Origin of the sequence: Kothea flammea, assembly GCF_052161645.1 — a bacterium.
Taxonomy (GTDB): Bacteria; Planctomycetota; Planctomycetia; order Pirellulales; family Pirellulaceae; genus Laterigemmans.
Genome location: NZ_CP197414.1, coordinates 7,676,401 through 7,691,241, shown reverse-complemented (window position 1 = coordinate 7,691,241; position 14,841 = coordinate 7,676,401). Strand labels below are relative to the sequence as shown.

Sequence of the window (14,841 nt, the reverse complement as noted above, 5' to 3'; positions counted from 1 at the left end):
AGAGGGTAGGCCGTCTTAAAACTGTAGGTTTGCCCGTAATCCTAGGATATAGGCGTCAGAAACGTTTTCGCGAGCTTGTTGCACCCATTGAAAATCAGGTGTGACAGAAAAGCAATTGCTGACTTGCATTCTGTAAAAACACTCTACGCCTTGGCTGTCACCGATGGGCCCAACCGCCGCTTGTAGGATTGGCCCCACTTCGTCGCTGGTTCCGCTATAAAAGTAGCCGACACCGAAAGAGTCACCGGCTTTCAGTGGACTTGCTCCACCCAGGCCCGCACTCAGTAGATAATTAATTGGATTGGCGGAGTCGTCTGCCACGCCAGCACGGGCAAAGTATCCCCAGTGGCGATTCGCATTGCTGGGATCAACCCAGAGTGCTTGATCGGTGTTCCAGTACAAAGACCAAGAACCATTCGTTCTGGCGATCGGAATGTTCGGTAAGATCACCCGCGGGTCTTGACCCAAGCTGGCATATTCGCGATTGCTCCAAGTCGCTCCCACCAGTTGGTGCCCTGGTTGTTGGAGCCAATTTGTGGCCAGTCGTAACTCGGCCGAAATCGCGACACCTTCGGCAAATAGCTCATCAAAGCCATCTGAATCGGCCGTGTCAGTAGGATTGATTACCAAAAAGTTAAAGAGCGGTTCCATGCCATCAAGGATCACGAAACCGAACCCCAGCGAGGAATAGGGGATCGTACGCAAGGCAATCGGGTTCGCAATAAATGCGGTGTTGGAAAACTGCGTGATCCCCCGACCGCTGGCGTAGGCATTCGCGTCGCCGTCGAGTGTGTCGAGTTTACCTGCGTAAATCCCAAAGCGCTCCGAGAGAAATTGGGTGACCAAAAAATTGGTCAAATAGATATTTTCGCTTTCGGCGACAGGCAGTTCCGATGCGAGCGTGGGGGGCAGTAGAGCCCCCGCTTGCCTGCCGATGGATTGACCAAAGCGGTGTTCGGCGCGAATTTTGACGAACAGCCCTTCCTGGATGCCCAGTTTTCCGAGGTCCATGTTCGCTACATAGTCGCCGTGTCCGCCGTAGCGCCCGGTTTCCTTTAGGCCTCCGCTCACTGTGCCGAAATAAAACTGAGTGAGGTTTCCCGAAACGCTTATTCCAGATTCCGCTAAGCGTTCCGTAAAGGAAAGAACTGGAACAGGCTGGTGGCGATCGCCCTCTGCCAGCCAGTCATCGCAGGCAACTGTGGTGCCATCGCACCCGTCGGTGGCGTTCGTTCTGACGGGATGCATTGCCCCAGATAGTATCGCTAGAGCGACCATCCACAGCGGATTGGAATTCCGTGCCACAAGCAAGAGCTTGCATGGCTTCGTCTTATCAAGCATCTTGCACTCTCCGGATAATCCCGATAACTAGATATCCAAATCTATCGGAGACGCGAAGAATTACCTTCTTAAATTACTGGAGGAAGGCTAAGTTTCGGCAAGTTTGGCTGCAGGCCGCGACTATTTTTTGGATTGTGCCGGATGTATGGGCGGTGACTTGCCTGAGGTTCATAGCTGTTCTTGTCTAGCGTCACTTTGCCGCGAAAGCATAAAATAAGAGCCGAATTGCTCGGCGAATCCGTGCTTGTAACTCATGCTCGGTCTTCAATTATAGGAAGATCGCGCCATGCAAGGCGAATAGCGAAGCTGTTAGGCAGCCGACGAGCAGTGGGTACCAGTAGAGCTGGCTTTGCAAGCCGCCCTCGTATCGATTTCCGCCCAGTTGCATGCCTGCCATCACGTTGCCAGCAGCAACACCGAGCAGAAACGCAGCAGTCAATGAGAAAAGTAAGAAACCAACATCCCAGATTTTTCGCCAGGCTGTTGAGTAAACTTTGGAGCGAAACTCCAGGCTAACCGCACGGCCGATTAAGCAAGTTAACAAGAGGAAGCATGCGAGGTAAAAGCTGCTGAAGACGGTCGCGTAGGCCACTGGGAAGGCGGCAAACAGGGCGCCGCCAAAGGTGACCAAGCAAACTTCGTTTCCATCCCACAGCGGACCGATCGAGTTCATTACCAACCGCTGTTCACGTTCAACTTTTGGGCCTCCTTTTCGTTTCCAAAATCAAGGGCGTCGGTCCAGTGCTCGGTGTTCCAAGCGTGAGTGCGGCGGCGGATCGCGGAGGTCATCGATAGAACCACGCATCCGATTTTGCTCTGCGAAAGTGCTGGACGCCCTGAGTTTTATATTGGCCGACGAGCTTCTGAAACTTTAAGAAGTGATGGAGGTTGGGGGCGGTGCCAACGGACCCGACTAGTTAAAGAATCGCTACGGCGTCCGCGGGAGCCAAAGTTGTTCGCCACGGTCAAAGCCGACGCGGATAACTCCTTGAAATTTCAAGTGGCGAAGTGGTCTGTATGCTTGGTGTGCTTAGCCCATTAGGGTGTTCGGCCATGTGGTCATGGAGGAGCCGACCGTAGTGCCCTTCTGACGCGATTGCCTTGTCTGACGCGATTGCTCTGTCTGACGCGTGCGGATGCAATTTCAGCGAGCAATTTCGACTGCGATACGCCTGGGCTCTTAGGTGACGCGATGTGGTCGCGGATAAGTTGGATCGTACAGGCCTCCGGCAGGGCTGCGGTGAGAACGTGGCAGAGAATCTTTTCCGCTGGGCGATTTTCTCGCATTTAGCTGCTAGAATAAGGGTCATTCCTCCAACGTTGACCCATTCACACAGGCACTCTGGAACGCATGACCCACCCACACCATTCGCAGAGCAAAACGCAATTCATTCGCAGCGTGCTGCTTTTATTGGCTCCCCTCCTGGCGATGCCAACTGCATTTGCCGAGCCATTTGAGTTCAAACAGGATGATGTTGTCGCAATTTACGGTAGCGGTTTGGCCGATCGGATGCAGCATGAGCCTTGGGTTGAGACTGTTTTGCAGGCTCAATTGGAAGGCCTAAATGTTCGTTTTCGGAATATGAGCTTTGCCGGAGACATGGTGAACAAACGTCCTCGCAACCAAGGTTTCACTAACGACGAAGAGTATTTGCAGCATGTCGGCCCCAGCGTCATCTTTGTGATGTACGGCTACAACGAGTCGTTTGCCGGGCCCGATGGTGCGGATGGCTACCAGGGTGAATTGGTCAAGTTGGTCAATAAGTATCGTGAGCTCCGTAAGAGCGCAGGCGTCGATGCTCGCTTTGTGTTGTTTAGTCCGATTGCTTACGAAAGCACCGGCAATCCCAATCTCCCGGATGGGGTTCAGTTAAACGCCAATTTGGCCGCTTACACCGAAGCAACGCGACGCGCTGCTGAGGCGACGGGTGTTACCTTCGTTGATCTTTATTCACCAACCTTTCAGCTGTTCGCCTCCAGTAGTCAGCAACTCACCCTCAACGGCATTCACTTGAGTGCGGATGGGTACAAGGAATTGGCTGGCATTATTTCCCAGGATTTGCTCGGCAAGCCTGCACCAGCGGAGGACACATTGGCTGCGGTTTACGCCGCCGTGCAGGACAAAAATTGGCACTGGCACAATCGTTACCGAGCGACTGACGGCAATGATATCTGGGGAGGTCGATCCACGTTGACCTTCGTCGACGGCCAAAGCAACGCCGAAGTATTGAAGCATGAATTGGAAATGCTTGATGTGATGACCGCAAATCGTGACCCGGCGATTTGGGCTGCCACCGCGGGACGCTCGTTCAAGATTGACGACAGCAACGTTCCCCCACCGTTAAAAGTGATCTCCAATGTTGGCGGAGGTAGTGCCAGTTCGAGTAAAGAGAAGGAAGGGAATGTTGAGTATTTGAGTCCTGCCGAGAGCGCGGCGAAAGTGACCGTTCCCGAGGGATTTGAGCTGAACGTGTTCGCTTCCGAGGAAATGTTTCCCGACATGGCGAATCCGGTTCAGATGCAAGTTGACAGCAAGGGACGTCTGTGGGCCGCTTGTTGGAATACTTACCCCAAGTGGGAACCGCTGAAGGAGATGAATGATACGTTGATGATCTTTGAGGATACGGATGGCGATGGAGTGGCGGACAAGCGGAAGATTTTCGCCAATGTCCACAATCCGCTCGGCTTCGAGTTTTGGGGCGGAGGCGTGGTGGTCACTTCCGGTCCCGATTTGCTGTTCCTGAAAGACACTGACGGTGATGACAAAGCGGACGTGCGCACCGTTTTGCTGCAAGGCTTGGGCACTTCCGACACGCACCACGCCGCCAACAATCTTATCTACGGACCTGATGGCGGCATTTATTGGCAGAGCGGGATCTTTCTGGTGCATAACCATGAAACACCCTGGAAGCAAAATCTGAATATCGGCGAATCGGGGATGTATCGTTTTGACCCGCGAACCTTTGTGATCACCCCGCATGCGGGAAATTCGCCGAATCCACACGGTACCAGCTTTGATCGCTGGGGTTACTGCTATGCGAACGACGGCACGGGCGGGCGGTCCTACCAAGTGCGTCCTGAAGGCAAGGGATTCAAGATGCACGAGTTGTTGACCAAGGAATTTCGTCCCGTCGCTGCCAACGAAATATTGTCTTCTGCACATTTCCCTGAGGATATGCAGAATGACTTTTTGATCTGCAACACGATTGGGTTTTTGGGAGTCAAGCAGTATCACCTGGACCGTGATGGAAACGGCGAAAACCGTCAGGTCGGTGAGGTGTGGGGAACTCCTGTGAAAGAGCTGTTGAACAGTTCAGATCGCAACTTCCGTCCCACCGATGCGATTGTGGGTTCTGATGGCGCCTTGTACGTAGCCGATTGGCACAATGTCATCATCGGCCACATGCAGCATAACATTCGCGATCCGAACCGCGATCATCAGCACGGCAGGATTTTCCGTCTTACCGTGAAAGATCGGCCACTGCAAGAACCAGTCAAAATTCACGGCCAACCGATTGAAGCTTTGCTTGAGAACCTCAAGCATCCTGTCGATGGTGTCCGCCATCGGACGCGTGTTGAGCTGAGCGGTCGTGATTCAAAGGCTGTAATTGCCGCCACGCAAAAGTGGATGGCCGACTTTGATCCGAATGATGAACTGGAGGCGCATCATCTGTTGGAAGCGCTTTGGATGCACCAACAGCACAATGTGAGGAATGAGGAGCTGTTGAATGTGTTGCTCAAGTCGCCAGCCACGCACGTTGCGGTGGCTGCCAAGACGGTGCACCATTTTTGGTACAACGTCGATTCAACCGGTTCCAGCGGCTTTGCTGCTCCTGCGGAAATAGAGTTCGTCAATTACGAGACGCCAAAGCATCTTAACTCGGCCGATCAGAAACTCTATGAATTGGGTGCGGAGGTTTATCAACGGGAATCGCACTGTGCCACTTGTCACTTGGCCAACGGTCGTGGTAACGGGATCGTCTATCCGTCGTTGGTGGGCAGCGCATGGGTCAATGGCAGCGAAGAGCGGTTGGTGAAAATGGCGCTGCACGGCCTGTGGGGTAAGCTGGAAGTGCATGGCAAGGTTTACGACCCTGCCCGGGGCGTGCCGCCAATGACCGCATTTAAAAATTTGCTCAACGATGAGGAAGTTGCCGCGGTGCTGACATTTGTGCGTAACACCTGGGACAACAGTTCGTCACCCATCTCCCCGGAGACGGTAAAGCAAGTGAGAGCTGCCACCAGTGATCGCACCACGTTTTGGAAGCCCGAGGAGTTGCTCGCCGACCATCCATTGGAAGCCGAGTTGATTTTGAAGGATTACGGGATCGATCCTGATGGCTTGTCGAACGTGGAGTTGGAAGATGAGTTGCTCGAAATGCCGGCAGCCGAACTTGCTGCGGTGGCCATGCGGGAGGGTGATTTTGAGCGAGGCAAAACCTTGTTCTACAAATCTGCCGCGGCCTGTGCTACCTGTCATGATCCGGCACCAGGGGTGGCTCGGATCGGTCCAGAGTTGACCAAGTTAACCACGGTGTTAACGCCGGCGGAACTTGTTGATTCTGTGCTACGACCATCGAATCGTATCGACAAGGATTACGCACAGGTTAACGTGTTGACTGCGGATGGTACGATCTTGACCGGTATCCGAGTTTCGGAGAACGACCAAGAATTGGTGCTAAGGAATCTGGCGCAGGTCGAGCCGATTGTAATCAAGCAAGAGGACATTGATGAGGTCATTGATTCACGAACGTCGCTGATGCCAGCCAAGCTGGTGCGGGTGTTGAAGGACCGTGGTGAATTTAACGACTTGATGAAGTACGTGCTCGAAGTCAGAAAGCGCTAAATCGGCGTCGAAACCAAACCGGGACGGTTCGCTACCCAGCCGAACCGTCCCGCAGGTTTTCGTTGAACAGCCTCGCGAGTTATCTCGGCTCGCGTATCGCATCAGAAAGAGCTTCCGTGTTGAAATCAACCGCGCAGGACAGAGTGCATCGCGGTGTGTGGAACCGCAAGTTTTGATTGGTTGGCGGCGTAGGTCTGTGGGTCATTTAAGATGTCAGTGCACAGTTGCTCATGAACGGCCGTTTTCATGGCTTGCATCGAGTGCTGTGCAAACTGCCGCTGCTTATGACGTGCGTAGGGGTGGGCTAGTTTGGTGATCAGTTGGTTGGGGCGCGAAAACGCGTAGATGTCATACCACACTGAATCGTCCGCATGCCATTCCACCTGAAAACGTTCTTCCCCCGTTTCCACGTGTCTCGGCAGTGTGCCGTACGCGAAGGCATATCTTCGCAGTGGTTGTTTCTCTTCGATTACGTACACCACTCGGCAAACATTTAGCACCCAGAGCCCCATGGCTTGAGCCAGCACTCCAACGGTGTCGCCGGCGATGGGCTCACGCTCAGGTTGGTGCTTGTGAACCCAACCTAGCTGAAAGTGCTGCCAACTCTGTAAAGCTCGCTTGGCGACTTCATATACGCCTTGGCCAGCTCCTAAATGGATGCGGTTGTGATCGATGGTGTAACCGGGCGAGCTGTCTTGATTCCTGGTCGCCCCTCTGCCAACGTACGAAAAAGCTAATTGTTGCTGCGCGGCAATACAGCGACTGATACGTTGGTCGCTAGGTTTCCGAAATGCGTACATGAGCCTTCAGTCGTCCTTACCAACTTTGCCACCGAATTCGGAAAAAATTCTTCGCACGTGACTCGATAGCACCGTCGCCAGCTGTGGATCGTCGGCCGCCAGCGGGGTGCGCGAGTCCAATTCTCCGCTGCGAGCTGCCAGCACAATCGCCGCCAGGACATGTTGAACATCGACAGGCAGGTCGAGCGGTTCCTCTAACTTCAAGGCGAGATCGAACAGCACGTCTTGGAGCGACGGATCAACCGTGGCTTGCCCCGCCGGAGTAACGAAAATACCGGGCACAATTTGCTGATTGTCTGCTTTTTCCATTGGGCTCTCGCGGAATCGTTGCGTGGGGTGTGGTTTGAAATTTGGTCACAATACGCATTTCAGACGCCAGTTGGGTATACTAAACGTAGAGTTTTTCCCACCACACTGCCCCACCTGAGTACCATGCGTTCTTACTCGATACTCTCCGCGCTGCTCGTGTTCGTGATCGGCAGCGGCAAGGCCGCGGGTGACCAGCCATTGAGGTTCGATCGTGACGTCCGCCCGATTTTGTCCGACAAGTGTTTTTTTTGTCATGGACCCGATCAAGAACACCGCGCGGCGGGCTTGCGATTAGACCTCGAAGAGGAAGCGCGAGCGGTGATCGACGCTGTGGACCCCGAGGCGAGCGAGCTCGTGCGGCGAATTTTGTCGAAGGATCCCGATGAAGTGATGCCCCCCGCGGATGCTCACAAGGAGCTATCAGCCGAGGAGATTGAGTTGCTGGTGCGTTGGGTTCGCGAGGGGGCGGCGTGGACACAGCATTGGTCGTTTGTTCCCCCGGCAAAAACGCTTGTCCCGCAAGTGTCGGTGGGAGATGGGCTGAATGTCGATTCGGAGGCTGAGCCTCGCTTGAGCATGCATCCGATCGATCAATTTGTGCTGGCTTGTTTACAGGCGGAAGGAAAACAGTTTGCTCCCGAGGCGGATCGCGAAAAGCTCATTCGTCGGGTGACCTTCGATCTGACTGGCCTGCCGCCGACCGTTGAGGAGGTCGACGCTTTTGTCAACGACACGTCACCTCGCGCATTCGAAAATGTGGTGGATCGTTTGCTTAACTCTCCTGCTTACGGCCAGCGAATGGCGCTGATGTGGATGGATGCCGCTCGCTACGGCGACACCAGTGTGTACCACGCGGATGGACCTCGTGAAATGTGGGCGTGGCGCGATACTGTCGTGGATGCTTATAACCAGAATATGCCGTTTGATCAGTTTTCGATCAGCCAAATCGCGGGCGATTTAATTCCCGATGCCAGCTTTCAGCAGAAAGTATTGGCTGGTTTTAATCGAAATAACGGGACGACCGATGAGGGAGGTGCGATTGCCGAAGAGTATCGCGTTGAATATGTGGTCGATCGGGTCAAAACCACCTCGACCGTTTGGCTCGGATTGACGATGGAATGTGCCCAGTGTCATGACCACAAGTATGATCCCATCTCGCAAGAGGAATATTACAATTTCTACGCCTACTTTAACGTCAGCAGTGATGCTGGGATGCAAACCCGCAACGGGAATGCTGAACCCAAGCTGGATATCCCCAAGCCGGAGAAAGAGCTTCGTTTGCCAGCTGCCGAGCAACAGCTCGCTGAGACCAAAGAGCAGATGCAATCATTAGCAGCCGCTTGTGAACCGCAGTTCTCCGAATGGTTGCAGCGCTCGCAAGCGGATCCGACTTTGACTGAGAAGATGCCCGCCGGTGAGGTTCTAAACGTCATGTTCACTGAGGCGGAAGGATCCCAAGTGGCCAATCAAGCTGCAACTGGAACCGCACCGGCGAGCGAGCCTGTGGCTGAGTCTGCAACCGACGAGGAGGCGATTGCGGATGGCGTCAAGTTTGGCCAGCTGCACGGTGGTGCCAAGTGGGTGCGAGCTCGTCAGGACTGGGCATTGCAGTTTGAAGGCGGTGGCTACGTAGACTTTGGCGACGCGGGCGACTTTGAGCGGACGGATGCCTTTTCTTACGGAGGTTGGGTTAATCCGAAAGCAGGTTCGATCGGAGCGCTGTTGGCGCGGATGGACGATCCCAATGCGTATCGCGGTTATGATGTGCTGGTGGGAGATGGTGTGATTTCGGTGCACATCATTCACAACTGGCCAGGTAACGCGATCAAGGTGTTCAGCGAAAAGAAGTTAAAACCAGACCAGTGGCAGCATGTGTGGGTTACTTATGATGGTTCATCAAAGGCTGCGGGTGTTAAGATTTACGTCAATGGAGAGGAGTGGGCATGGAAGATTGAGCAGGACGGCTTGACCGATACGATTCGCACGGAGAAACCGCTGCTGATTGGAAGCCGGAATCCGGGCTCGCGGTTGCGAGGGATGGTGGACGATGTGCGAGTTTACAATCGAGCACTGGAGGCTGCGGAAGTCCAAGTTTTGGCCGACAGTTCTCCGTTGCGTGGATTGCTGGCGATCCCAACGCAAGAGCGGACGGAAGCACAACTCACCTCGTTGCGACAGCATTATCTATCCACCGAGGATGAAGCGTATCAGTCGCTGCAACAACAGGCGGAAGCGATTCGCAAGGAAATCGATTCGCTCAAACAGCCGCTGACCAGCGTGATGGTCATGGGCGACATGGGCAGCCCACGCGAGACATTTGTGCTCAACCGCGGCGCCTATGATTCGCCAACCAAGCAAAAAGTGGAGCCGGGCACGTTAGCCGTCTTGCCAGCGATACCGGCCGACGCGCCTTCGAACCGTTTGGGGCTCGCCCAATGGTTGTTTCAAGCAGACCATCCTTTGACCAGTCGCGTGGCGGTTAACCGTTACTGGCAAATGTTATTTGGCAGCGGACTGGTCGAGACCTCGGAGGATTTTGGTGCTCAAGGTGAATATCCCTCGCATCCCGAGTTGTTAGATTGGTTGGCTGTTGATTTTCGGGAAAGTGGCTGGGATATCAAACGTATGCTGAAGCAGATTGTGATGTCTCAAACCTACCGGCAGACATCGCATGTTGGCCAACGCTCCTACCTAGCGGATCCCAAGAACCGTTTGTTATCGCGAGGGGCGAGATATCGCTTGCAAGGGGAATTTGTTCGCGATGCGGCTTTGAGCATTAGTGGTCTGATGGTCGACAATTTTGGTGGACCGGGGGTTAAGCCTTATCAGCCGGCCGGCCTGTGGGCAGAGGTGGGACTGGGGGGGAATCCAAAGTTTACGCAAGATCATGGGCAGGCGCTCTACCGTCGAAGTTTGTATACGTACTGGAAGCGGTCTGCCCCACCACCGGCGATGCAAATTTTTGACGCCCCGACGCGAGAGAAGTGTACGGTTCGCCGCGCAATCACGAACACGCCGCTACAAGCTTTGGTGACGCTGAACGATACCCAGTTTGTGGAAACGGCTCGACATTTTGCCGAGCGAATGTTGTCCTTTGAAAGTGAGACGGTGGAGCAGCGGATCGAATACGGATTTCGACTGGCTACCGCGCGGCGGCCGAAACCGCATGAGCAGGCGGTATTGCAGAGGGTGCTGGCTAAGGCGCTTGAGCAGTACCAAGCGGACCCGTCAGCCGCAGTCGCTCTGGTGGCGATTGGCGAATCAGCGCGTGACGACTCGTTGGATCCGATCAAGCACGCTGGCTGGACAATTTTGGCTAGCACCATTTTGAATTTAGACGAAACACTCACCCGAGACTGACCCGCTCATTGCGTTAGGAACAGATAATGAATTCCATCGAGCAAGCTGCGCTGCAAATGAATCGTCGACAGTTGTTGGCTCGCGGCCGGGGCTGTTTGGGGGCTGCCGCGTTGGCCACGCTTCTCCACGCGGAACGACCTGCGGTTGCTTCTACAAGCTCGGCGAGCGGAGTGGAGAGGCAGCGGGGTTTGCCTGGATTGCCGCATTTTCCGGCGAAGGCGAAACGCGTCATCTATTTATTTATGGCTGGAGGGCCCAGCCATATTGATATGTTTGACTATAAGCCTGCCTTGCGGAAAATTCATGGCACTGAGCTTCCCGAAACGATCCGAGATGGTCAGCGGTTGACTGGTATGTCGAGCGGGCAAGCATCGTTTCCGTGCGTGGCTCCGATGTTCAAATTTGAACGCTACGGCGAGCGGGGAACGTGGGTCAACAGCGAACTATTGCCGCACACCGCCTCGATCGTCGATGAGTTGACCATCATTCGCACGATGAATACCGAAGCGATCAATCATGATCCGGCAATGACCTATATCAACACCGGCAGCCAACAGCTTGGACGTCCCAGCATGGGTTCTTGGCTGAGTTATGGACTCGGCAGTCCCAATGAGAACTTGCCCGCTTACGTGACCATGATCTCCGTGGGAGCAAAGCCGGGGCAAGCACTGTTCTCGCGGCTTTGGGGGAGTGGCTTTTTGCCCTCTAAGCATCAAGGAGTCCAGTTTCGCAGCGGCAATGAACCAGTGCTCTACCTCAACAACCCGGCCGGCGTACCTGCCGGGGTGCGGCGACAAATGCTTGATGGGTTGGCGGAGTTGAATTCGGCCCGCTTTGAAGATGTGGGCGATCCGGAGATTCAAGCTCGCATCGCACAATATGAAATGGCTTATCGGATGCAAACCTCGGTGCCCGATTTGATGGAAGTTGAATCAGAATCAGAGAGCACGTTTGAACTATATGGGCCTGATTCACGCAAGCCGGGAAGTTTCGCCGCAAATTGCATTTTGGCTCGTCGCATGGCCGAGCGCGGTGTGCCTTTCATTCAATTATTTCATCGCGGATGGGACCAGCATGGCAATTTACCCAAGGAGTTGACCACCAATTGCCGCAGCGTGGATCAAGCAGCCGCGGCTTTGGTTAAGGATCTAAAGCAGCGCGGCATGCTGGACGATACCGTGGTAATTTTTGGCGGCGAGTTTGGCCGCACGATTTACAGTCAAGGGGCGTTAACCGAAACTAGCCATGGTCGTGATCATCACGGTCGCTGTTTTACCACTTGGGTGGCGGGTGGCGGATTTAAACGCGGGTTCGATTACGGGGTCACCGACGACTACAGCTACAACATTCTCGAGGATCCCGTTCACATCAACGATTTTAACGCCACCATTCTGCACTCGCTCGGCATCAACCACAAACGCTTCACCGTTAAGTACCAGGGGCTCGACGCCAGGCTAACGGGCGTTGAGGAAGCACGCGTCGTTAAGGAAATTCTCGCGTAAGCACATCATCAGGAATCATTCGTTGCAATGGTTAATCGTAACCCGAAGCTTAAGCGAGGGATTCACACTGAAATCCCTCGCTTTCGCTTTTCGGGGTATGAACATAGGCCGTCGAGTTATCCGGAATGAGTTCACCGAACGTGCTTAATATCGCGGGGCAATACAGAGCCAAATCATGCTGAAGGCTCCGGCACTCTGCTTTTTTGATTTTCTTCAGTCAGAAAATATCGACTTCGTGCCACTCACTTGTAAACCGATCGCAGTGCGGTTGTCACCGCAGGGGTGAGCGCGACGATCGTCAAGTTATGGAAAACGGAATTGCATGCTGGTGTCCACCGCCCCGAACGATGCTGATTTGGCGACCGCTGGGGAGTTGGCGTGCGCGGCGGATGATGCGGTAACACTGGACGATTTGCCGCAGCTGCTGGATCGCTACGGCTCGCGTGTGCAGCGATTCTGTTACTCCATGATTGGGAATCAAGACGATGCGCTCGATCTCGCCCAAGATGTGTTTGTGATCGCGATTGAGCGACGTCGATCGTTTCGGGGTGGGTCTTCGGTGGAGACGTGGTTGTTGGGGATCGCCGTGCGGATCTGTCGCAACTGGATTCGTCGACAGGCAATCCGCCATCGCGTGTTGGGGTTGTTTGGTCGTTCCCAGTCGAGCACGCTGGCAGATCCAACCGAGAAGGCTGCGCGGAGTGATGAAATCGAGCGTGGTTTAGGCTTGTTGGACGTGCGTTCTCGTGAAGTGTTGGTGTTGAGGTATTTTGAGGGGCGTGAAGTTGAAGAGCTGGCGGAGATCTTGCAGCTAACCAGGTCCGCGGTTGATCAACGGCTCTCCCGAGCGCGACGGAAGTTGGCCGATTGGTTGAGTGAGCAGGAATGACAAAAAGAGTATCAAAATTCACGAGTGATGTATCGCTGGAGCAGCGTCTGCTGCGGAGCGAGGAGCGTGCTTCCGCGCTGCCGAACCGGCTGGACATTGGAGAAATTCGCAGGCGATTGACGCAGCGTCGAAGGAGACGCCGGACTTGGTCCGTGGCGATCGCCGGCTTGGCTGGATTGCTGTTATTTAGCCCATGGTTAGTGGGCGAGAAAAGTGAGCCGGGAGGGCCGAGCATGGCAATTGATTCAGGGCCACCCCACGTTGACCAGCTGGCTGAAAACCAAGCCCCAGAGGTGACCGATTGGCTTGTTTCTGAAGCCGAGCGGGAGATCAATCAAATTACTGAAGAATTGCAGGCCTCTCAGCGGCGAATTAACACATTGATGATCCAACAAGAGACACGACGTCTGCGCGGTCGTATTAGAAACGCGAGGCATGAGTATGTGCGCGCGATCAAGCGACGGGCCGAGACGGAGTATTTGTTGAAGTTGACCGATGCTTATTAGTTTTTTTGTTAGTTTCTTGGAGTTAAAAAATGACAGTTCGTAATATGCTAGCAGGACTATGCTGTGTTTGGTTGCATGTCCAGGCGGCATCAATGTCGTACGCACAGTTTGATCGGATCGATAGCATTGTTGATCGCATTGAGGCACAATTTTCGAAGGATCACTTCGTGCCTCCGACGCCCAAAAGTGCCGGCGAGTACCAGGCAGGAGTGGTGGAGATGTATGTAATCCGCCCCATGCAGTGGGAGCTCAATAAATTCGAAATACGCGGCAAGCTATTGGCCCAGAGGCAGGATATCCGTGAAGCTGAGCTCAACCGACTGGCAAGCGAAGTCGAAGCGCTGAGTATGGAATTGCATCGAGAGGGGATTGCCAGTGAGGATGACTTAATAGCTATGCAGCAGAAACAGCGAGGGGTTAAGCAGCAAATATTGCAGGTTGAGGCGGAAATAAGAGCTCTTAGGGAAATGTCTGAGAAATCGCCCGCTTTGAGTCGTACCGCGGAACTCGACCTGCAGCAAGCGAAGGTTAAGCTAGAAGCCGAGCACCAAAAGGTGGCTGCAATCAAGAAGAATTTGGATAGGTTGAAGAAGAATTTCGAGCAAGGTCTACTTTCATCAACCCAACTGGAGGATGCGATGGCAGAGTGGGATCAGCAGCGGGCATTGGCCCAACTTGCCGAAATCGATCTGGAAAGGACAATGGCCGAAGCAAAGGATTTTCCCGAGTTGAGAAATGAATTGCGAAAGATGACGATGATGCGCGACCGCTTGGCTGTGGAAATTGAGGAGCGTGGTATTGATGGCGATAAGCTAGTCAAACTTCGTCGCATGCTAGTCGAAAAGCAACGCAAATCGGCCCAATTGGAGATGTCGGTCAAGCGACTTGACGAACTGGGAGTACAGATGGATCAACTACAGATGGAACGCCGCTATCTCGAAGAGTTGCTGTCTCGTTTTGAGCGGGCAGCAGAAGCTTCTGCTGCGACCAAAGAGGGTCAGAAAGCGGCGGATGATGGTGCCAAAGAAGGTGGCGGAGAGTAGGTTGTCGTTCACAGCGAGGCGAACAGGGTGTTCAGCGATTCGGCCAGCAAGGGATGAGCGAAAGGTTGTCGGTGGTTGAAAGATTTCTCTCATTAGCTGATCGAAAGTTGTCAACGATTGATCGTTTTCTGTCACGCACTTTTTTCAGGTTGACCGCGACATGACCGACATCGACACCATATTCGTTGGCGCGGCGTGCCAGCCAGGCGGGGGCTAGTGCTGAGGCTAGCGGTTTGCCGGCCTGG

10 protein-coding genes are annotated in these 14,841 nt (G+C 54.1%); 6 read left to right on the top strand and 4 right to left on the bottom strand.

The genetic code is table 11. The features are described from left to right. Positions 1 to 15: 15 nt before the first annotated feature. The gene (locus SH139x_RS28660; RefSeq protein WP_488353141.1) at positions 16 to 1,341 is read right to left on the bottom strand and encodes a carbohydrate porin; all 1,326 of its coding nucleotides are present in this window, start codon (positions 1,339 to 1,341) and stop codon (positions 16 to 18) included. 268 nt (positions 1,342 to 1,609) lie between these two features. Continuing rightward, complete coding sequence (cydB, locus tag SH139x_RS28655) at positions 1,610 to 2,014, bottom strand: cytochrome d ubiquinol oxidase subunit II (RefSeq protein ID WP_488353140.1); 405 nt, start codon at positions 2,012 to 2,014, stop codon at positions 1,610 to 1,612. A gap of 756 nt (positions 2,015 to 2,770) precedes the next feature. Here cydB and SH139x_RS28650 point away from each other — a divergent pair. Further along, positions 2,771 to 6,187, top strand: a complete 3,417-nt coding sequence (locus SH139x_RS28650) for a PVC-type heme-binding CxxCH protein (protein ID WP_488356115.1) — start codon at positions 2,771 to 2,773, stop codon at positions 6,185 to 6,187. Positions 6,188 to 6,312: 125 nt separating this feature from the next. Here SH139x_RS28650 and SH139x_RS28645 read toward each other — a convergent pair whose 3' ends face one another. Next, positions 6,313 to 6,987 carry a DUF1990 domain-containing protein gene (locus SH139x_RS28645; protein WP_488353139.1) on the bottom strand — a complete coding sequence of 225 codons (675 nt, stop codon included), beginning with the start codon at positions 6,985 to 6,987 and terminating at the stop codon, positions 6,313 to 6,315. A 6-nt stretch (positions 6,988 to 6,993) separates the two neighbouring features. Further along, positions 6,994 to 7,296: a hypothetical protein gene (locus SH139x_RS28640; RefSeq protein ID WP_488353138.1), complete on the bottom strand. Its 303-nt coding sequence runs from the start codon at positions 7,294 to 7,296 to the stop codon at positions 6,994 to 6,996. Between the two features lie 123 nt (positions 7,297 to 7,419). On the opposite strand from SH139x_RS28640, the gene SH139x_RS28635 reads away from it, so the two are divergent. The 5 genes from SH139x_RS28635 to SH139x_RS28615 all read left to right on the top strand — a co-directional run bounded on the left by SH139x_RS28635 (position 7,420) and on the right by SH139x_RS28615 (position 14,596). Then, positions 7,420 to 10,656: a DUF1553 domain-containing protein gene (locus tag SH139x_RS28635; RefSeq protein WP_488353137.1), complete on the top strand. Its 3,237-nt coding sequence runs from the start codon at positions 7,420 to 7,422 to the stop codon at positions 10,654 to 10,656. Positions 10,657 to 10,682: 26 nt separating this feature from the next. Next, positions 10,683 to 12,158, top strand: a complete 1,476-nt coding sequence (locus tag SH139x_RS28630; RefSeq protein ID WP_488353136.1) for a DUF1501 domain-containing protein — start codon at positions 10,683 to 10,685, stop codon at positions 12,156 to 12,158. 322 nt (positions 12,159 to 12,480) lie between these two features. After that, the gene (locus SH139x_RS28625; RefSeq protein WP_488353135.1) at positions 12,481 to 13,047 is read left to right on the top strand and encodes an RNA polymerase sigma factor; all 567 of its coding nucleotides are present in this window, start codon (positions 12,481 to 12,483) and stop codon (positions 13,045 to 13,047) included. Beyond that, positions 13,044 to 13,553: a hypothetical protein gene (locus SH139x_RS28620; RefSeq protein ID WP_488353134.1), complete on the top strand. Its 510-nt coding sequence runs from the start codon at positions 13,044 to 13,046 to the stop codon at positions 13,551 to 13,553. Before SH139x_RS28625 ends, SH139x_RS28620 begins: the two co-directional genes overlap by 4 nt. 209 nt (positions 13,554 to 13,762) lie before the next feature. Beyond that, positions 13,763 to 14,596 carry a hypothetical protein gene (locus SH139x_RS28615; protein ID WP_488353133.1) on the top strand — a complete coding sequence of 278 codons (834 nt, stop codon included), beginning with the start codon at positions 13,763 to 13,765 and terminating at the stop codon, positions 14,594 to 14,596. Positions 14,597 to 14,841: the final 245 nt, after the last annotated feature.

Bases quoted from the DNA above. Each gene is read 5' to 3' on its own strand.
- SH139x_RS28660 (WP_488353141.1), bottom strand. From the start codon at position 1,341: ATGCTTGATAAGACGAAGCCATGCAAGCTCTTGCTTGTGGCACGGAAT.
- cydB (WP_488353140.1), bottom strand. From the start codon at position 2,014: ATGAACTCGATCGGTCCGCTGTGGGATGGAAACGAAGTTTGCTTGGTC.
- SH139x_RS28650 (WP_488356115.1), top strand. From the start codon at position 2,771: ATGCCAACTGCATTTGCCGAGCCATTTGAGTTCAAACAGGATGATGTT.
- SH139x_RS28645 (WP_488353139.1), bottom strand. From the start codon at position 6,987: ATGTACGCATTTCGGAAACCTAGCGACCAACGTATCAGTCGCTGTATT.
- SH139x_RS28640 (WP_488353138.1), bottom strand. From the start codon at position 7,296: ATGGAAAAAGCAGACAATCAGCAAATTGTGCCCGGTATTTTCGTTACT.
- SH139x_RS28635 (WP_488353137.1), top strand. From the start codon at position 7,420: ATGCGTTCTTACTCGATACTCTCCGCGCTGCTCGTGTTCGTGATCGGC.
- SH139x_RS28630 (WP_488353136.1), top strand. From the start codon at position 10,683: ATGAATTCCATCGAGCAAGCTGCGCTGCAAATGAATCGTCGACAGTTG.
- SH139x_RS28625 (WP_488353135.1), top strand. From the start codon at position 12,481: ATGCTGGTGTCCACCGCCCCGAACGATGCTGATTTGGCGACCGCTGGG.
- SH139x_RS28620 (WP_488353134.1), top strand. From the start codon at position 13,044: ATGACAAAAAGAGTATCAAAATTCACGAGTGATGTATCGCTGGAGCAG.